Below are 17,411 nucleotides of genomic sequence, written 5' to 3'. Positions count from 1 at the left end.
TATGAAATTGAATAAATTTTTTTCTACATCAGAATACAATAAATTATACCGCATTCAGTGTAGGAACATGTTGCGAGTAGGAGTAGTCGGAGCTTCCGGTTATGTCGGAGGAGAAATGCTACGTCTTTTGGTCACACATCCAAAAGTAGAGATCACCCAAGTTACATCACGACAGTATGTTGGGGAATATTTGCACCGAGTCCAACCGGCACTAAAGGGATTCACAGAGATGACATTCTCGGAATTAGACTATGACAGAATGACAGACAAGTGTGACCTGGTATTTACTGCAGTTCCACACGGAACCGCAACAGAGATTGTCAAGGCATTATACGACAGAGGCCTCAAGGTTATCGATTTATCAGCAGATTACAGATTGCACAACAAGGATGCATATGGAAAATGGTATGGATGGGAGCACCCACACCCAGAGTATTTGGAAAAATCAGTCTTTGGTGTGCCAGAGTTGCACAGAGAAAAAATCAGGGATGCTAAACTTGTTTCATGTCCTGGATGCATGGCAGTGACATCAATACTAGCTATAGCACCACTAATCAAAAACAACATTATCGACACAGAGCATATCGTAGTTGACTCTAAAATCGGCTCATCTGGTGCAGGTGCAGGCAGTGTTGCAGGCACACATCATGCAATGCGTTCAGGTGTAATTCGACCATACAAGCCAGCAAAGCACAGACACACGGGTGAGATTGAACAAGAACTATCAGAAATTGCGGGAAAACCAATCAAGGTATCAATGAGCCCACACGCAGTAGATATTGTCCGTGGAATCTTGTGCACAAACCACACGTTCCTAAACAGAGAAGTGACTGAGATTGAGCTATGGAAGATGTATCGCGAAATGTACAAAGATGAAAGATTCATCAGATTGATTCGCGACAAGAAAGGACTCTACAAGTTCCCAGATCCAAAGTTCGTAGTAGGATCTAATTTCTGTGATATTGGATTTGACATTGATGAGGACAATCATAGATTGGTCGCACTATCCGCATCAGACAATTTGATGAAGGGTGCAGCAGGCTCTGCCATTCAAAACATGAACGTAATGTCAGGCTTTGATGAAATGGATGGCCTCAGATATTCGCCACTAACCCCAGTTTAGAAAAATGATTACAATTAAAATCGGCGGAAGCGTCGTAGAAAATCTTCATCCAAGCACCATATCAGATATTAAAAAAGTCGCAGACCAAGAAGGAGTTATTTTAGTGCATGGTGGAGGAAAAGAAGTCACCAAGACCTGCGAGTTGTTAGGAAAAGAGCCAAGATTCGTAGTATCTCCTAGTGGAATAAAATCTCGATACACAGACAAGGAAACCGCAGAGATATTCACCATGGTAATGTCAGGTAAGATAAACAAGGCAATTGTGCAAATGCTCCAAAAGCACGGAATCAATGCAGTAGGCCTTAGTGGAATTGACGGCCAGATATTTCTAGCAGAGCGAAAGGAAAAGCTAGTCATAGTGAATGAAAAGGGCAGAAAACAGATTATTGATGGTGGCTATACTGGTAAGGTAACCAAGGTAAATTCAGAGCTGCTCAAGATGCTCCTAGACAAGGGCTACACGCCAGTAGTATCCCCAATTGCAATGAGCAAGGAATTTGATATGCTAAACATTGATGGTGATAGGGCGGCAGCAAATGTGGCTGGCGCCATCCAGAGCGACAAGATCCTATTTTTGACAAATGTGGATGGCCTTTTGATGAATGACAGGCTAGTCGAAAAGATGACAAATGCCGAAGCCAAGGAGATCAGACCAAAGGTAGGCTTTGGAATGGAGAAAAAGATCCTAGCTGCAACCGAAGCCCTAGACATGGGAGTAAAAGAGGCACTAATTGGCAATGGTCAGCGCGAAAATCCTATATCAGCGGCAATTTCTCACACAAAATGCACAGTGATTTCAAAATGAGTGAAGACAATTTTCTTGGTAGCCTATACCAAAGATTCCCAGTCACAATAGAGAGAGGGGAAGGCGCAAAACTCTACGACATTAATGGTAAAGAATACATTGATTGCATGGGCGGATACGGAGTTGCCTTAGTTGGTCACAGAAATCCACGAGTTGTTGCTGCACTCAAAGCACAATTGGATAAGATCATCACAGTTCACACCTCACTGTACAACAAAACAAGAGAAGAATTTTTAGAGAATCTCATAAAGATTGCACCAAAGGGTCTAACCCAAGTTCATCTTGGAAACAGCGGAACCGAAGCAGTCGAAGCTGCAATCAAGTTTGCAAGAAAGTTCACAGGCAAATCCGGAATGGTTGCAATGAATGGATCATACCATGGAAAATCACTAGGATCATTATCAGTTACGTTTAATCCAAAATATCGTAAAGCATTCATGCCACTAGTGGAAAAAGTTGCATTCTCCCCATTTGGCGATATAGAAGCACTGAGAACAAAAATCGATAGCGATACGGCATTTGTGATAATGGAGCCAATTCAGGGAGAGAGTGGAATCAATGTAGCTCCAGATGGATTTTTGCAAGATGTCAGAAAGCTTTGTGATGAGCGCGGAATCCTGCTAATCTTTGACGAAATCCAAGCTGGTCTTGGCAGAACAGGCAAGATGTGGGCGTGTGATCACTGGAATACGACACCAGATATCATATGCTTAGCAAAAGGAATTGCAGGTGGTGTTCCAATGAGTGCCACTTTGACTAGACCAGACATTTTGGCTGCAATGAGCAAGGGTGAGCATTCCTCAACATTTGGAGGAAACCCATTATCATGTGCAGCCGGCATTGCAACTATCCAAGCACTAACACAAGACGGACTAGTGGACAATGCAGCAAGAGTGGGCAGAATATTCAGAGATGGACTGGAAAAGCTAAGAGAAAAGCACAATATCATCAGAGAGGTCCGTGGCAAAGGTATGATGATTGGAGTAGAGATGAAGTTTGAGGTCAAGGACATTTTGATGGATGGTATTGCAGAAGGTGTTTTACTGTTATATTCGGGCAGAAACATACTGCGATTCCTACCACCACTAGTAATGTCAGAAGCAGAAATAACAAAAGTATTAGAGGTACTGGACCGATTATTTACCAAGGAGTCGGAGAGACGAAAGAATGCACAAGGATAGCGTAGATGATGAGATTCTTAGAATCTTGCGGGATGATTCCAGAGAATCCTTTGTAGATATTGGCAAAAAGCTAAAGCTATCAGAGTCAGCGGTAAGGCGTCGAGTCAAAAACCTAACAGATGCCCAGATAATTAAAAAATTCACAATCGAAATCGGTGAGCAAAACTCTACCAAGGCGATTGTTCTCATTTCAGTAGAGTCATCCATGGACACATCCAAGGTTTCAGCAAGACTAACCAAGCTGGATGGCGTAAAGACAGTGTACGAAATCACAGGACAGTACGACATTGCAGTGATAATCTCATCGCCAAACATTACAGAGATTAATCTAGCAATTGACGCACTCCGAAAGGTACCAGGCGTATCAGACACCAACACAGTCATCATTCTACGCGAAGTAACCTGAGACGAAAATCGAACTACTTTCTCTGCTTTTAGCCGAAAAATAACCATAAATCTCTGATACTAGCCGCTTTTAGTACGAATATGTTTATAACAGGTATTGCGGCTTGCTATCTCTGCAAATGAGTGACCCAAACTATTACGCACATCTGTACAACGAGTACGACAAAAAGCCGCGAAGAATCCACGTACTGGACAGTACACTAAGGGAAGGAGAGCAGCACCCAGGAGTCACATTTACCAACAAGCAGAGAATCCAAATTGCATGGATGCTTGATTATTTTGGCGTAGACCAAATTGAAATTTCACCAGTAGTATCAGAGGATCATTTTGAGGCGACAAAGACAATCATCAAGCAAGGCCTCAAAGCAGACATTGTAGCACACGTTCGTGCACTAAAAGAAGACGTTGATGTCGCACTAAAGTGTGATCCAAAGTGGACTGCAACATATCTTGGAATATCAGACATTCACCTAAAGGACAAGCTCAGAATCACTCGAGAGGAAGCACTAAGACGTGCAGTAGAAACAGTCGAGTATGCAAAGTCTCATGGACTAAAGATGAGATTTACCGTAGAGGATGGCTCTCGAGCAGATCCAGAGTTCTTACTCAAAGTTTGCAAGGCAATCGAGGAAGCTGGAGTGGACAGAATCAGTCTGCCAGATACCGTTGGAATAATGAGACCAAAAGGCATGTTCAATTTTGTTAAAATGGTCAAAGAAAAGATCAAAGTGCCACTTGATGTTCACTGTCACAATGATATAGGACTGGCAGTAGCAAACGCATTTGCAGGAGTTGATGCAGGAGCAGATCAAATCCACACCACAATTGATGGTGTCGGAGAAAGAACAGGAATCCCATCGCTGGCAGAAGTCGCAGTTGCCATGACCTATCTTTACAAGTCACCAAATGATTTCAGACTAGACATGCTAACTGACCTATCCAGACTAATTGAGGAATATACCGGAATTGTACCATATGACTCAAAGCCACTTGTTGGGCCAACTGCCTACAAGCACAAGGCAGGAACTCACTTGTCTGCAATACTCAGAAATCCCGCAGCCTATGAGCCAATTCCGCCAAGAGTGGTAGGGAATAGACGCAAGATAGTCTTTGGAGAATTAGCTGGAAAGGGCGGATCAGCATATTTGATGTCATTGCTTGGCTTGCCAAAAAACGACGAGCAGGCAAAGGCAGTTGCTGCCGGGCTTAAAAACCTCAGAATGGGGGACCTATTGGAAATCCCACTTGATGGTAAGCTTGAAAGAAAGATAATTAATGACGCAAAAAGCAGTAAGGATTAACCATGGCAAAATGTGCTGAATGTGATTCAGATATTTCAATTCCAAGTGATGCCCTAGAAGGCGAGCTTGTAACTTGTCCCGATTGCGGCGCAAGCTTTGAGATAATCAAATCTTCAGGCGGATTTGGGCTAAAACCAGCTCAAAGCGTCGGAGAGGACTGGGGCCAGTGAGCTCCCCGATAACGGTTCTCTACGACACAATTCGACCAGAAGAAAAAGCCCTGACAGAAGCTGCAACCAAGATGGGCATCAAAATCGAGATGGTAGATTGTAAGAGCCTTGTTTTAGATGTAGATAAGAAATCCCAATACCAAACAGTACTGCAAAGATGTGTCAGCTATTACAGAAACCTGCACGCAACTGCTGCATTGGAGGGAATGGGTGCCAATGTTATCAATTCTTTGTATTGCGGAGTTTATGCAGGCAACAAGCTCTTCACGCACATGTTACTAAAAAACGTAGGAATTGAAACACCGTATGTCAGTGTGGCATTTTCAAAAGACTCGGCACTTACTGCACTGGATGAAATCGGCTATCCAAAGGTGATCAAGCCAACCGTCGGAAGCTGGGGCAGAATGGTCCAGAGACTAAACAACAAAGAAGCCGCCGAAGGAATCATAGAAGAGCGAGAGAAAATGTATCCAATTTACCAGATTCATTATTTGGAGGAATTTGTGCAAAGACCGCCACGAGACATCCGAGCCATAGTGATTGGTGATACGGTAGAGGGTGCAATATATCGCAATTCCACTACAGAAAACTGGAAGACAAACACACACCTAGGAGGTACTGCCGAAATATGCGAAATAACCCCAGAACTGGAAGAAATATGCATCAAGGCAAAGGACTCTGTCAAGGGCCAAATAGTAGGAATTGATCTAATGGAGAGCAAAGAGCGAGGCTTGGTGGTTCATGAAATCAACAATACCACAGAATATCGAAACGTAGCACGAGTGACAGGCGTGGACATTGCTGGAAAGATTTTAGAATACGCAGTAAAATCAGGAAAATAAAAAATGGACTCGTCATTTACTATAACCCCCAGATTCTCGATAAAGATGCTAGAAAAGGCACTCAGACTCTACACACCATCACTAGCTGAAAAGCCAATGGCAGAATTTCTGGCAGACAAGTGCGATGATTTAGGATTTGATAGTATCAAAATTGATGAGGTAGGAAATCTTATTGCAACAATTGGCTCCGGCTCGCCGCGAGTCTTGTTGTGCGGCCACATGGATACAGTTCCAGGAAAGGTCAAGGTAAGAAAGGAGGGTGATTTTTTGTATGGACGCGGAGCATCGGACGCAAAGGCCCCACTGATGGCAATGCTACTAGCTGCATCCACTCTACAAAAAAACAATGGCACCATAATTTTTGTAGGAGCAGTAGATGAGGAAGGAAACGCAACCGGAATTAAAAATCTGGCAAAGCAAAAGCTCGACATTGACTATGCAGTGTTTGGCGAGCCAAGCGGCATCACCAATGTCACAATAGCTTACAAGGGAAGAATTGCAATAAACCTCAAAGTCAATGTGGGAGATTCTGCACACGCATCTGCCCCCTGGCTTGCAAAGAATGCAATCGAGGAAGCCATGAAGTTTACAAGCGAGCTCAAAAAGGCACTGGAGGAAAACCAGGAAGGAAAATCAAAAGGAATGATGCTTACTGCCACCATTACTGAGATCAAAGGTGGTGACTCTCACAACGTAACTCCAAAGGAATGCAATACCATAATGGACATTAGAATTCCAGTTACGCTCAACTGCAAGGCAGTGGGGGAAAAGATTTCTACCAAGGTGAGTGAGCTTGCAAACAAGCAGCAAGTGGAGGCAATGTATTCGGTGATTGATGAGACCGAACCCTTTGAGGCGCCAATGAACTCGCCTTTGGTGCGCGCATTTACTCTGGGTGTAATGGATGTAGAGCGAAAAAGACCAGCCCTAATTAGAAAGACAGGGACTGGAGACATGAACATCATTGGCACGCTATGGAATGTCCCAGTGGTAACATATGGTCCGGGAGACCCACACGCATCGCACACTATAGATGAGCGAGTCTCTATGAATGAATACCTAAGAGGAATTGAGGTTATCAGAAATACGCTGCATCATCTAAAACGACTGCACGATTCCAAAAGCGAAAAGTAATGCTCTGGTTTGTAGGCCTAGGAATTGGCGGAGCCGAAGCATTATCGGATAAAATAAAAAAAATAATTTCAGAATCAGGTGTGGTGTATTTTGAGCAGTTTACTAGTCCAATGAAAGAACATGAAACCAAATTCCTAGAACAACTAACAAAGGGCCAATTCAAGCTTGCCCCAAGATGGCTAGTCGAAGACGGAAAGGAAATCCTAGAGGCTGCAAAGACAAAGCAGGTAGCATTGTTATCATACGGAGATCCATACATTGCAACCACGCACATAGAATTGCGAATTCGTGCAATCTCTGATGATATCAAAACAGACACCATCCACGGATCATCTGCCATTACATCTCTGATTGGCGAGTGTGGTTTGCACTTTTACAAAGTAGGAAAGACAGTCACCATAATGAGTGGCATATCATCATCTACTGCATACTATACAATATTTGAGAACCTAAAGCTTGGCAACCACACCATCGTATTATTAGAATGGAACCAAAACAAGAATTTCTTTTTGGACCCAAAGGACGCAATTGCCAGCCTCAAAGTCCAGGAAAAAGAGCAGGCAAGAAAGGTCTTCTCAGATGACACCTATGGAATAGTTGCATCAAGGATTGGCCAAGACAATCAAAAGATAATTGCAGGGAAATTCTCCTCACTATCCAAAACAGACTTTGGTGAAGCACCACACACTATCATTATTCCAGGTATGATGCACTTTACAGAGTCAGATGCACTAAAGGTATTAGCAGAATGCATTGAGCCACCAGAGGACAACACCCCAAAAATAGAAAAGATATCTGCACAAATGATGAAAAAGTACATCCCAATGGTCCGACGCGCACTAGACCAGATAACACCATACTACAAGGACTCAAAGGAATTTGCCGGAGTATTGGAAAATGCAGACTTGTACATCAAGGACGCAGAGCGATTCTATTCTCAGGGCCAAGATGAGCTTGCCATATTATCAATTGGATATGCCGATGGTTTGGTGGATGCGCTGCGAATAGCAAAGGGAATCGAGCCGGAAATTCCATAGAACGGATTAAAAATGATGAATACACAGGAGTAATGCTTTGGATATTATCGATAAAAAAATACTCACATCTTTCTATGTTTGCTCAATAACTGGCGAGAACCCAATCACACATTGCATCAAAAAGACAAATCTCTCAGAGACATACATCAATGACAGAATCGATGCCCTGAAAAAAAATCTGCTGTTATCTGAAAGCGGAATGCTGACAGAGTTTGGCAGAACCTCATTGCATGTTGTATTGGCTGGTGGTGTCTTTGATATCATACATCCAGGCCACATCTACACCCTAAATGCAGCAAAGGCACTAGGCGATGTACTGGTTGTAGTTATTGCAACTGGCGATACTGCAGTAAAAATGAAAAAGCGCAGACCACTGCACGCAGAAACACAAAGACAAGAGCTCATCGGTGCATTATCTACAGTGGACTTGTGCCTGGTAGGAAAGGAGGGGGACATTTTCAAGACAGTGTCCCTTGTTAGACCAGATATAATCGCGCTGGGTTATGATCAGGTTCACCAGGAAAAATTCATCACAGACGGATGCAAAGTGATTGGATTGAATGTACGAGTAGCTAGACTGCAATCCCCAATTCCGGAATATTCCAGCTCCAAAATAGAAAAAGAATACGGCGAAGCCCTACACGGAATCTAGAGTGTAATTTTAATCGATATTGACGAGCCTGACTTTAGTCCAAGTTTTTTGCGTATCTCAAGTTTTGATATTAATTCTATAGTAGACAGATCATGGTGAGTCCTCTCTAGTATGATTAACTGAGCATCGACCTTACCATTCAGCTTGCAGGCAAAGCACTTGACCCATCCATATGTTCGCTTGCCATCAGAAAAGCCGTCGATTTTTGTTCCATCCAGATTGTTCAGTTGGCGTAGCGATTCGATGTGTTCTTTTTTGTCCAGCTTGACATTCAGTGTTCCTGGAAATGGCACGTATCCAATTTTTTGCGCAAATTGTTTTGTATAGCCCTTGAGTGACATGTAGTATTTTCCCTCCCCCATTCCAGCAACTAACACACCAGACAGATCAATCGTAGATGGGACAGATTCTAAGCTGTTCTTTAGCAAATTATACAAATCAGAAATTTGATCAAATCCCTTTTGCGTTAGCTTGACTGAGACCTTTCTGCCAGACATTATTCTGGAGATAAATCCGCCCTCTTCTAGTTCCAGTAGGTGTTTTGAGGCTGCCTGCTGGGACTTGTGTATGTTTTTGCCCAGAGTGGATGTGGTGATTGGGATAAAGTTGTTCTTTGCACCTTTTGATAATAGTTCGGTTAGCGTGATTAGGTGCTGGATTTTTAGCTCTGACATTATTTTAAAAATAAAAAAGATAGTGTTTAAGATTTTATCTTAAGCGACCCCGAGTTCGGTAAATGTTTTGAGCGCTATGCCGTCTTTGTTAGTCAGGTTCGCTACTCTGTGTCCAATGACACACTCGATTCCTGCTTGCTTTGCGCCATCTACCAGTCTCTGGGTTACTATCCCGTCAAGTATCAGATATTTGATGCCGGATTGTACTGAAAGCTTTGAGACAAGTTCTGAAATTGGTACCTTGAAGACCTCTTTTCTGTCTGCGTCTAATCCAATTGCTTCTAGAGTTTCATTGATTTGTGAGAATGTCTTTTCTGCAAGCTCTGCCATTGGCTTGTCTGTTGGATCAGAAAGCGTTGGCTTTGCCTTTGGATTTTTCATCTCTTCTATGGTATCCTTTAGAATGTCGGTGATTTGTTGTGGTGTGAGTTCTTCGACTTCGACTCCTTCTGGTGCTCTATGTACGATGTCTATGTCGACTACGCTTTTGAGCTCCTTTAGGATGAATCCGCCTGCTCTATCCCCGTCCAAAAATGCAATCACCTTGTCCTTTTGGTCGCATAAATCACGGATTGATTCGTCGATTCTTGCGCCGTCAATGGCAAGTGAGTTGTCAATTCCTGCACGAAGCAGATTGATCACATCGGCTCTTCCCTCTACTAGGATAATCCAAGGAGAGTCAAAGACGCCTTGTCCGCATGGGAGTTTTCCCCTACCATATGTGGTTAGTTTTCCGGATGTAGATGTTCCCTCGTGGATGTCTTTTAGCATGGTATCGCCTTCTGAGATGGTCTTTGTTGCCCATTGCTGCTTGATCTCTTTTGCTCGCTTGATGATATCGTCCTTTTTTGTGGCACGAACATCTTCTATTGCGATTAGCTTGAACTTGCAGTCAAATGGACCTACTTTGTCTATGCTTTCAATTGCAGCAGCGATTAGTGCTGATGTATCAACATCAGTGCTCATTGGAATAAGAGCATCACCTTTAGTAGTGTTTGTAGTGCTGGTTGCAGTTACTTCGATTCGTCCGACTTTTGAAAGACGTTGCAGTTCATTTAGGTTCATCTCTGGGCCTAGCAGACCTTCGGTCTGGCCAAAGATTGCGCCTATGATATCTGCTCTTTCAACCAGTCCGTCAACATCAAAGGATAACTTAACGTGATATTTGACAATTCCTGCTGATGGCAATTGATAGTATACCTCCTAAAGTTCAATGGTTTGGCTTTTGCAATCACAGATATAAGTGCTTATCATGATCTAGGCTCGGCAAAGATCAATACAAAAATGAGAAAATAAAGAGTTTATTCGGTGCTAAAAGAGTGTCCGCATGAGCAGGATTTTGTAACATTTGGATTGTTAATCTTGAATCCGGATCCCATCAGAGACTCGATGTAGTCGATGTTTGCTCCCTTGAGGTGTTCTTGTGAGTAGCTGTCAACTAGTAGTTTGACGCCTTGCTCTACGATGACGGAATCGTCCTCTTCTGGCTTTGCCTCAAAGCCCATTCCATAGGATAGACCTGAGCATCCTCCGCCTTGAACATATACTCGTAGGTATTCTGGCTTGTCTGCTTCCTCTTTCATAAACTCGGCAATCTTTTCCGCTGCTTTTGGTGTGATTGTTACGAGCTTTTCTGTTTGTTCAGTTGCCATGGATGTGCTAGTCGTTCCAAATTATAATAAGGTTTTCACCTCATAACTAGTAGGAATAAAGAAAAATTAGGTTTAGCTTATTTTTTGGACTTGTTCACAAATGCAGTCATGCGTGCTTCACGATCAGGATCGGTAAAGCAGTTTCTCCAAGCCAAGAGTTCTACTCCAAGGCCCGTATCAAGATCCGCATTGCGTCCCTTGTTGATTGCTATTTTGGACATTTTCACTCCAGAAACGGAATTTGCTGCAATTTGGTTTGCCATCTTTAGTGTTTCTTCCATTAGCGATGCCAATGGCACTACTTGATTGACAAGACCAATTTCTTTTGCCTCATCTGCCTTTATCATCTTACCAGTGTAGACTAGTTCTTTTGCCTTTGCGATTCCAACAATTCTCATTAGTCGTTGTGTTCCGCCCCATCCAGGTGGAATTCCTATTGTGACTTCTGGTTGGCCCATCTTTGCAGTGTCTGCTGCAATTCTAATATCGCAAGACATTGCAAGCTCGCATCCTCCACCCAATGCAAATCCATTTACTGCCGCAATTGTCGGCTTGGATACTAGCTCCACGGTATTGGTGACTAGCTGTCCAAGTTTTGCATATTCAACTGATTGGTCTGCAGTGATCTTTGACATGTATTCAATGTCTGCACCTGCCGAGAATGCTTTTTCGCCCTCACCAGTCAGGATGATTACTTTGGTCTCATCGTCGGTGTCCAATTGTGTAAAGACTGCGACGAGTTCTCTTGCAACATCCATGTTCATTGCATTTAGCTTGTCTGGTCTGTTGATTTTGACTGTAGTAATTCCGTTTGATTTTGATGTCGTAACTAAAGCCATGAGTTTGGAAAAATTTCTGCTTGAAATAAACCTTTAGAGGTGCTTGCCCCATTGAGCAAGCGCTGACGCAGCTGCCACCCAGTCTCGAAGGTCATCATAGACAGGTACGCCTTGTTTTTCAATCAGTGCGGATACTTTGGCCGTGTATGGTCCTCCGTTTCCGCCTACTAGCAGCGGCTTTTTCTGCTGCTTTGAGAAATTAGCCAGATGATCAATGATTGTCTCCTCCAGTGGATCGTCTTGGAATACAAACCAAGGCATCACGATATCGACATTTGGGTCCTCGTAGAATTTCTCTATGGTATAACGATAGTCCTCGGCATTTGCACCGCCGGTAACGTCTGCTGGATTTCCTTTGCCAATGACATATGTTGGTGGAAAGTGCGCCTTCATCTCATCTAGTGTCTTTTGGCTTACCTTTGCAAGCTCGAGGCCTAATCGCTCAAAGTGATCAATTCCTCCAATCATTGGACCTGCTCCGTTACTGCACATTGCAGCTCGGTTGCCCTTTGCTGCTGGCTGCCATGCAAGTGCCTTTGTTACTGCTACTAATTCTTGGTAACTATCAACTGAAATTATGCCAGCTTGCTTGAATGCGCCCATGATTATAGCATTAGAGCCGCCAAGTGATCCAGTGTGGGATGCTGCCTGCTTTGCTCCAGCCTCGGTTCTTCCGCTCTTCCAGATTACTACTGGCTTTTTCTTTTCCTTCATTACCTGCTTTGCGGTTTCAATGAACTTGCGTCCATCTCCAAATCCCTCTACGTATAGTGCTATAACTTTGGTTTGTGGATCGTTTGCCAGATACCAGATCATGTCTGCTTCATCAACATCAGAGCGGTTTCCATAGCTGACCATCTTTGATAACCCAAACGAGTCAGCAGACTCTAGGAAACTAATTCCCATTGTACCTGACTGAGATAGTAATGCAACATTTCCTAGCTTTGCGCGAACCATTCTTTCTTGGCCTTGGAATGCGCAGTCGAGTCTGTTTGCTGCATTGAACATTCCGATGCAGTTTGGACCAATAATTCTTATTTTGTGTTTTTCAGATAACTCTTTTACTTGGGCCTCATATGCAGCTCGTTCGCCACCAAGTTCCTTTCCACCGCCGGAAACAATTACAACATTATGAACTCCCTTCTTTGCGCATTGCTCCAAAACTGGAGCCGTTACGGATAGATCAACACAGACTACTACAAGATCAACTGCGTCAGGGACTGCATCAACTGCAGGATAACACTTTACACCGAGGATCTCTTCTGCCTTAGGATTGATTGGGTATACCTTACCGGTATAGTCATGCTTTGCCAGGCTGTCCAAAACAGAGTTGCCGACTTTGCCCGGTGTTGCAGATGCGCCAACTAGCGCCACGGATTGTGGTGTAAAGAACTTCTCCATGAATTCAGCATTTGGCTTTGCTTTTGATATGGCGTTTTGGTTTACCTCTTTTGCAAGTATTATTTTTGCATCAACTACAAAGTAGGATTTTGGATATACCACTATTGGGTTAAAGTCAATGCTGTTTACATGTGAAGCATTGTCTACGCCTATTTTTCCAATCTGGACTAGTGCTTGTGCCAGCATGTTGAGGTCAATTGGTGGGGAGCCTCTGAAGCCCTTGAATAGTTTTGATGACTTTAATTCCTCAATCATTGATTTTGCATCAGCTACTGTGATTGGTAGCATTCTCCATGCTACATCCTTGAAAATTTCGGTCATTACACCGCCAAGGCCTGCCATTATCACTGGGCCAAATTGTGGGTCTACTTGTAGTCCGACAATCATCTCAACTCCCTTTGGGACCATCTTCTCTAGGAGAACGCCTTTGATCTCGGCTTTCTTGTCGTATTTTTTCACATTTTTTAGAATTTGATTAAACACAGTCTTGACTTCTTTTGCGTTTGCAACACCGACTTTGACTCCGCCTGCATCTGTCTTGTGTAGGATTTGTGGCGATACAATTTTCATTACCAGTGGAAAGCCTATTTTCTTTGATGCCTTGACTGCCTCTGCCGCAGTCTTTGCCAATGCATATGGTGGAACCTTGACTCCATATGATTTTAGGATTGATTTAGAGACATCTTCAGTGATAACCTTGTGATCTGTTTTCATTGTTTCATCAAAAATTTTCTGTGTGTTCATTAGGTGATCGGACACATCCTCGCTCAATATATTAAATTTGTGTCAGAGGCCAAATTCTGACTTGAAGTTTTTGTAAAATGCTTTCATGTTTGATTGGACCATACCAATGTGCAGATCAAGCTCCGATCTGATTACACTCGGTGAGATGTACTTTGGCAGATCCTCGTGTGTGTGATCAAGCCAAGACTGGACGATATCAGAGTTTACCTCAAGATGGAATTGCAGGCCAACCGCAGTACCATACCGAAACGCCTGGTTGTATGATTCAGAATGAGCCAATCGGTGAGCGCCGGGCGGAATATCAAATGTGTCGCCATGCCAATGAAACACAGTAAAAGGCGAGGATATGCCAGAAAACAGGCTCGATTTCTCATCAGGTATGATGTTATGGTAAAAACCGATTTCCTTTTTTGGTCCTGCATAGACTTGCGCCCCAAGTGCTTTTGCCATTAGCTGAGATCCAAGACAAATCCCAAGGGCGGGGATATTTTTTTGCGCTGCCTCTTTGATTAGTACCATCTCATCTTTGAGATACGGGAGATCATCGTTTGCGCTTTCTGGTGCGCCAAGGACTAATACCAGATCATGATTTAATGGTGGGATTTTTTCTTTTTTTGCAAGTATTGTTTGCATGGAGAATCCATCTGATTGTAGCAGTTCTCCAATGGTGCCAGGTCCCTCTAGTCTTGCGTTTTGGATTACCAAGACATTTTTCATCATACATCACAGCTTGGCTTTTTGTTTATCAGATCCAAAAACTCTTGGCCGGAATATTGCTCCGTTATGGAAAATGGCACCACTCCAAGTATGGTGGTGTCTAGCTTTGTTATGACAATGATTTTGTCCTTGTTAATTCGAGTAACATCTGTTCCACCCATCTCTGTATCCAAAAATGAGAAAAACAATGCAGACATTCTATCATCCTTTGATTCAAATTTTCCAAACACTACGCCATCGCTGTGAGGGTTTAGTCCGCCAGAGCCTGTGCTGTACGTGCCAAGATCATCACCATCATAAATCATTGTAAAGGAATATTGCGAAAATGTTGCAGGAAGATCTGAATTATTACAAACATGTATTGTCTTGCCAGTTAGTGCCGCCAAAAAATCAAACGACTGGCCAGGCCAGCCAAACTCGAGATTCTTAGCAGATACCACATTTAGCGATGAATAACCCAAAGAGCCCACAATTACTGCTATTGATATTACAACTATGATGGTGTGCTTGTTTGCCATGAATCAACCTAATCTAGGCATAATTTTAGTATTATAAAATGAAAAATGAGGATTTTATGGCCAAAGGCCTTTTGCTTTGAATGCTTCAACAACTCTACCGACTGCCAAAACCATTGCTGCGCGTCTCATGTCGATTTTGTGCTTTTTGGATAAAGCGAGTGTATCTCTGAATCCTCGTGTGATGTGGTTTTCCATCTTTGATGCTACTTCATCAAATGACCAGTAGTAGCCCATGTTGTTTTGTACCCATTCCAAATATGAGATACAAACACCGCCAGAGTTTGCCAAAATGTCTGGAATGACGATTATCTTCTTTCCATATATGATTGGGTCTGCTTCCGGCATTGTAGGACCGTTTGCGGCCTCTGCAATTATTTTACATTGCAGTTTCTTTGCAATGGCTGCATTGATCTGGTTTTCCAGCGCCGCTGGAACCAGTACATCACATTTTGTTGTTAGCAGTTGTTCTGTTGAGATCTTTTTGCTTCCAGGATAACCAACGACTGAGCCTGTCTTGTTTTTGAACTCTAGTACCTTTTTGGAGTCTAGTCCATTTGGATTTATGATAGAGCCCTTGGTGTCACTTACTGCGATTATTTTTGCACCCATTTTCTCTAGGTACTCTGCAGCAAATGTTCCCGCATTGCCATATCCCTGAATGACAACCTTTGCCCCCTTTAGTCGGAGGCCGATTGTCTTTGCAGCTTCGCGGACACAGTATGCGCATCCAAGACCTGTCGCTACGTTTCTTGCAAGAGAGCCACCAAGTGATAGTGGTTTGCCCGTGATTACTCCAGGCTGGCTTCCCATGCCATTTAGTTTGCTGTAAACATCCATTATCTGAGACATTTCTACGCCTGTCGTGTACACGTCAGGTGCCGGAATGTCTTTTGTTGGACCGATGATTTCAGATATTGCAAATGCAAATCTTCTAGTCAGTCTTTCGAGCTCGCCCACAGATAGTTTTTCTTTTTTAGGATTGACGAAGATTCCGCCCTTTCCCCCACCTAGTGGAACATCAACTACTGCACACTTCCAAGTCATCCAAGACGATAGCGCCTTGACCTCCTTTTCCATGTAGTCAACGCCGCCTTCTGGATCAAAGTACCTGATCCCTCCCTTGTATGGACCGCGATCGTTGTTGTGCTGACTCCTAAATCCAGTAAAGACTCGAACTTTTCCGTTGTCCATCTTTATTGGTAGTTTTACACGCAAGACTTTGTTTGGCTCTGCAAGATAGTCCCTGGTGCCTTTGTCAATTTTTAGAATTGAACATGCATCATCAAGTTGTTTTAGTGCATTCTTGAATGGATCTGCCTGAACCAATTTGATCGAGATCTGATGAAGGCAAATTCTATTTAAGTCTGTTGAGAAATCTTATCCTAAAATATCCGATCTAATATCATACCATGATGAGCTCAGACAAGTTTGCCACATTATCAGGCCACAAGTACATCAATTTGGAGACCTACAAAAAAAGCGGACAAGCTGTTAGAACTCCTGTTTGGTTTGTGATATCAGATGAGCAGATTTTTGTGCTGACCTCACAAAATACAGGCAAAATAAAACGAATCAGGAACAATCCCACCATCAAGATAATGCCTTGCGGAATTAGAGGGGATTCTAAAGGGGAGTGGGTTGAGGGATTGGCAAGAATTGCAACCGAACCAGAGATGCAAAATACCATAAGACTGCGCTACAAAAAGTATGGCTTTAGGGCAAAGATCATCGGATTATTCAAAAAAGACAACCTGGCAGGGATCGCTGTTAAGATTTAGAGGTATACAATTTTGCGGCTCATCTGTCTTTCGAGCTTTTCTATCACAACATGCAAAGCCAGAATGTTTGCCTCCAAATAGTTCGATAGATGAAAGGTTGCGCCGTATTTTTCGCCCAGTTTTGTGACTAGATTGTTTTTTTCCAGTGCATTGAGATGATGCTGGATTGCCTTGTAATCCAGATTCATTATTTGGGCAAGCTGGTTTTTGTTCATCGGGGTTTCGGATAGCAAGTTGATTATCTGTAGTCGGGTAAATCCACCCCGAGTCCCAGTAAAGACGTAGAGGAGCAGTAGTTTTGCATCCCGATCCGGTGTGCGCGCAGATCCGGATTTTTTTTCTACCATCTCTTTGATCTCTTGTAGTTTTTCTAGGCTCATTGGATTTATGGATCAGATTTTTGCTTAAAACACTATTTCCAAATCTCCTCCACATTGC

The 17,411-nt window shown here is 43.1% G+C and carries 20 protein-coding genes; 11 read left to right on the top strand and 9 right to left on the bottom strand.

Annotation, left to right across the window (positions count from 1 at the left end; all coding sequences use genetic code 11):
- Positions 1 to 70 precede the first annotated feature (70 nt).
- The 10 genes from argC to SU86_RS02790 all read left to right on the top strand — a co-directional run bounded on the left by argC (position 71) and on the right by SU86_RS02790 (position 8,650).
- Positions 71 to 1,123 carry an N-acetyl-gamma-glutamyl-phosphate reductase gene (argC, locus tag SU86_RS02835; protein WP_048189099.1) on the top strand — a complete coding sequence of 351 codons (1,053 nt, stop codon included), beginning with the start codon at positions 71 to 73 and terminating at the stop codon, positions 1,121 to 1,123.
- Between the two features lie 4 nt (positions 1,124 to 1,127).
- On the top strand, positions 1,128 to 1,928 hold the full coding sequence (locus tag SU86_RS02830) for a [LysW]-aminoadipate/[LysW]-glutamate kinase (protein WP_048187274.1): 801 nt from the start codon (positions 1,128 to 1,130) through the stop codon (positions 1,926 to 1,928).
- The gene (locus tag SU86_RS02825) at positions 1,925 to 3,109 is read left to right on the top strand and encodes an aspartate aminotransferase family protein (RefSeq protein ID WP_048189097.1); all 1,185 of its coding nucleotides are present in this window, start codon (positions 1,925 to 1,927) and stop codon (positions 3,107 to 3,109) included. Before SU86_RS02830 ends, SU86_RS02825 begins: the two co-directional genes overlap by 4 nt.
- Complete coding sequence (lysM, locus tag SU86_RS02820; RefSeq protein WP_048187272.1) at positions 3,096 to 3,515, top strand: HTH-type transcriptional regulator LysM; 420 nt, start codon at positions 3,096 to 3,098, stop codon at positions 3,513 to 3,515. The genes SU86_RS02825 and lysM overlap by 14 nt, the downstream gene beginning before the upstream one ends.
- A gap of 118 nt (positions 3,516 to 3,633) precedes the next feature.
- Complete coding sequence (locus tag SU86_RS02815; protein WP_048189096.1) at positions 3,634 to 4,815, top strand: LeuA family protein; 1,182 nt, start codon at positions 3,634 to 3,636, stop codon at positions 4,813 to 4,815.
- Between the two features lie 2 nt (positions 4,816 to 4,817).
- On the top strand, positions 4,818 to 4,985 hold the full coding sequence (lysW/argW, locus tag SU86_RS02810) for an alpha-aminoadipate/glutamate carrier protein LysW (protein ID WP_048187270.1): 168 nt from the start codon (positions 4,818 to 4,820) through the stop codon (positions 4,983 to 4,985).
- Entirely contained in the window at positions 4,982 to 5,827 is an 846-nt protein-coding gene (gene lysX, locus SU86_RS02805; protein ID WP_048187267.1) for a lysine biosynthesis protein LysX, read from the top strand. Before lysW/argW ends, lysX begins: the two co-directional genes overlap by 4 nt.
- Before the next feature lie 3 nt (positions 5,828 to 5,830).
- The gene (locus SU86_RS02800) at positions 5,831 to 6,961 is read left to right on the top strand and encodes a M20/M25/M40 family metallo-hydrolase (RefSeq protein WP_048187264.1); all 1,131 of its coding nucleotides are present in this window, start codon (positions 5,831 to 5,833) and stop codon (positions 6,959 to 6,961) included.
- Positions 6,961 to 7,998 carry a diphthine synthase gene (gene dph5, locus SU86_RS02795; RefSeq protein WP_048187261.1) on the top strand — a complete coding sequence of 346 codons (1,038 nt, stop codon included), beginning with the start codon at positions 6,961 to 6,963 and terminating at the stop codon, positions 7,996 to 7,998. The genes SU86_RS02800 and dph5 overlap by 1 nt, the downstream gene beginning before the upstream one ends.
- Before the next feature lie 37 nt (positions 7,999 to 8,035).
- Positions 8,036 to 8,650, top strand: coding sequence for an FAD synthase family protein (locus SU86_RS02790; protein WP_048187259.1), 615 nt, complete (start codon positions 8,036 to 8,038; stop codon positions 8,648 to 8,650).
- On the opposite strand, the gene SU86_RS02785 is transcribed toward SU86_RS02790, so the two are convergent.
- The 8 genes from SU86_RS02785 to SU86_RS02750 form a co-directional block, all read right to left on the bottom strand.
- Positions 8,647 to 9,324, bottom strand: coding sequence for a DUF120 domain-containing protein (locus SU86_RS02785; RefSeq protein ID WP_048187258.1), 678 nt, complete (start codon positions 9,322 to 9,324; stop codon positions 8,647 to 8,649). The two genes, SU86_RS02790 and SU86_RS02785, sit on opposite strands and share 4 nt — an antisense overlap.
- 39 nt (positions 9,325 to 9,363) lie before the next feature.
- A complete protein-coding gene (dnaG, locus tag SU86_RS02780; protein WP_048187257.1) occupies positions 9,364 to 10,512 on the bottom strand; it encodes a DNA primase DnaG in 1,149 nt (382 codons plus the stop codon).
- 113 nt (positions 10,513 to 10,625) lie between these two features.
- A complete protein-coding gene (erpA, locus tag SU86_RS02775) occupies positions 10,626 to 10,976 on the bottom strand; it encodes an iron-sulfur cluster insertion protein ErpA (protein ID WP_048187256.1) in 351 nt (116 codons plus the stop codon).
- Positions 10,977 to 11,053: 77 nt separating this feature from the next.
- Positions 11,054 to 11,815: an enoyl-CoA hydratase/isomerase family protein gene (locus SU86_RS02770; protein WP_048187252.1), complete on the bottom strand. Its 762-nt coding sequence runs from the start codon at positions 11,813 to 11,815 to the stop codon at positions 11,054 to 11,056.
- Positions 11,816 to 11,848: 33 nt separating this feature from the next.
- Positions 11,849 to 13,960 (bottom strand): 3-hydroxypropionate--CoA ligase, encoded by a 2,112-nt coding sequence (locus tag SU86_RS02765; protein ID WP_048189094.1) that lies wholly within the window; start codon positions 13,958 to 13,960, stop codon positions 11,849 to 11,851.
- A gap of 42 nt (positions 13,961 to 14,002) precedes the next feature.
- Positions 14,003 to 14,677 carry a type 1 glutamine amidotransferase gene (locus SU86_RS02760; RefSeq protein ID WP_048187250.1) on the bottom strand — a complete coding sequence of 225 codons (675 nt, stop codon included), beginning with the start codon at positions 14,675 to 14,677 and terminating at the stop codon, positions 14,003 to 14,005.
- Entirely contained in the window at positions 14,677 to 15,195 is a 519-nt protein-coding gene (locus SU86_RS02755) for a hypothetical protein (protein WP_048187249.1), read from the bottom strand. The genes SU86_RS02760 and SU86_RS02755 overlap by 1 nt, the downstream gene beginning before the upstream one ends.
- Positions 15,196 to 15,249: 54 nt before the next feature.
- The gene (locus SU86_RS02750; protein ID WP_048187247.1) at positions 15,250 to 16,521 is read right to left on the bottom strand and encodes a Glu/Leu/Phe/Val family dehydrogenase; all 1,272 of its coding nucleotides are present in this window, start codon (positions 16,519 to 16,521) and stop codon (positions 15,250 to 15,252) included.
- Between the two features lie 86 nt (positions 16,522 to 16,607).
- On the opposite strand from SU86_RS02750, the gene SU86_RS02745 reads away from it, so the two are divergent.
- Positions 16,608 to 16,973, top strand: a complete 366-nt coding sequence (locus SU86_RS02745) for a PPOX class F420-dependent oxidoreductase (RefSeq protein WP_052755687.1) — start codon at positions 16,608 to 16,610, stop codon at positions 16,971 to 16,973.
- Here the strand turns inward: SU86_RS02745 and SU86_RS02740 are convergent.
- Positions 16,970 to 17,353, bottom strand: coding sequence for an ArsR/SmtB family transcription factor (locus SU86_RS02740; protein WP_082096086.1), 384 nt, complete (start codon positions 17,351 to 17,353; stop codon positions 16,970 to 16,972). The genes SU86_RS02745 and SU86_RS02740 overlap by 4 nt on opposite strands.
- Positions 17,354 to 17,411 lie beyond the last annotated feature (58 nt).

The organism is Candidatus Nitrosotenuis cloacae (assembly GCF_000955905.1).
GTDB classification, from domain to species: domain Archaea; phylum Thermoproteota; class Nitrososphaeria; order Nitrososphaerales; family Nitrosopumilaceae; genus Nitrosotenuis; species Nitrosotenuis cloacae.
This window is presented reverse-complemented; position numbering and strand designations above follow the sequence as displayed.

Excerpts from the sequence above, each read along its gene's own strand:
- erpA (WP_048187256.1), bottom strand. The coding sequence starts at position 10,976 with ATGGCAACTGAACAAACAGAAAAGCTCGTAACAATCACACCAAAAGCA.
- SU86_RS02815 (WP_048189096.1), top strand. The coding sequence starts at position 3,634 with ATGAGTGACCCAAACTATTACGCACATCTGTACAACGAGTACGACAAA.
- SU86_RS02785 (WP_048187258.1), bottom strand. The coding sequence starts at position 9,324 with ATGTCAGAGCTAAAAATCCAGCACCTAATCACGCTAACCGAACTATTA.
- lysW/argW (WP_048187270.1), top strand. The coding sequence starts at position 4,818 with ATGGCAAAATGTGCTGAATGTGATTCAGATATTTCAATTCCAAGTGAT.
- SU86_RS02825 (WP_048189097.1), top strand. The coding sequence starts at position 1,925 with ATGAGTGAAGACAATTTTCTTGGTAGCCTATACCAAAGATTCCCAGTC.
- SU86_RS02760 (WP_048187250.1), bottom strand. The coding sequence starts at position 14,677 with ATGAAAAATGTCTTGGTAATCCAAAACGCAAGACTAGAGGGACCTGGC.
- SU86_RS02755 (WP_048187249.1), bottom strand. The coding sequence starts at position 15,195 with ATGGCAAACAAGCACACCATCATAGTTGTAATATCAATAGCAGTAATT.
- dph5 (WP_048187261.1), top strand. The coding sequence starts at position 6,961 with ATGCTCTGGTTTGTAGGCCTAGGAATTGGCGGAGCCGAAGCATTATCG.
- SU86_RS02765 (WP_048189094.1), bottom strand. The coding sequence starts at position 13,960 with ATGAACACACAGAAAATTTTTGATGAAACAATGAAAACAGATCACAAG.
- lysM (WP_048187272.1), top strand. The coding sequence starts at position 3,096 with ATGCACAAGGATAGCGTAGATGATGAGATTCTTAGAATCTTGCGGGAT.
- SU86_RS02830 (WP_048187274.1), top strand. The coding sequence starts at position 1,128 with ATGATTACAATTAAAATCGGCGGAAGCGTCGTAGAAAATCTTCATCCA.
- SU86_RS02770 (WP_048187252.1), bottom strand. The coding sequence starts at position 11,815 with ATGGCTTTAGTTACGACATCAAAATCAAACGGAATTACTACAGTCAAA.
- SU86_RS02745 (WP_052755687.1), top strand. The coding sequence starts at position 16,608 with ATGAGCTCAGACAAGTTTGCCACATTATCAGGCCACAAGTACATCAAT.
- SU86_RS02740 (WP_082096086.1), bottom strand. The coding sequence starts at position 17,353 with ATGAGCCTAGAAAAACTACAAGAGATCAAAGAGATGGTAGAAAAAAAA.
- SU86_RS02800 (WP_048187264.1), top strand. The coding sequence starts at position 5,831 with ATGGACTCGTCATTTACTATAACCCCCAGATTCTCGATAAAGATGCTA.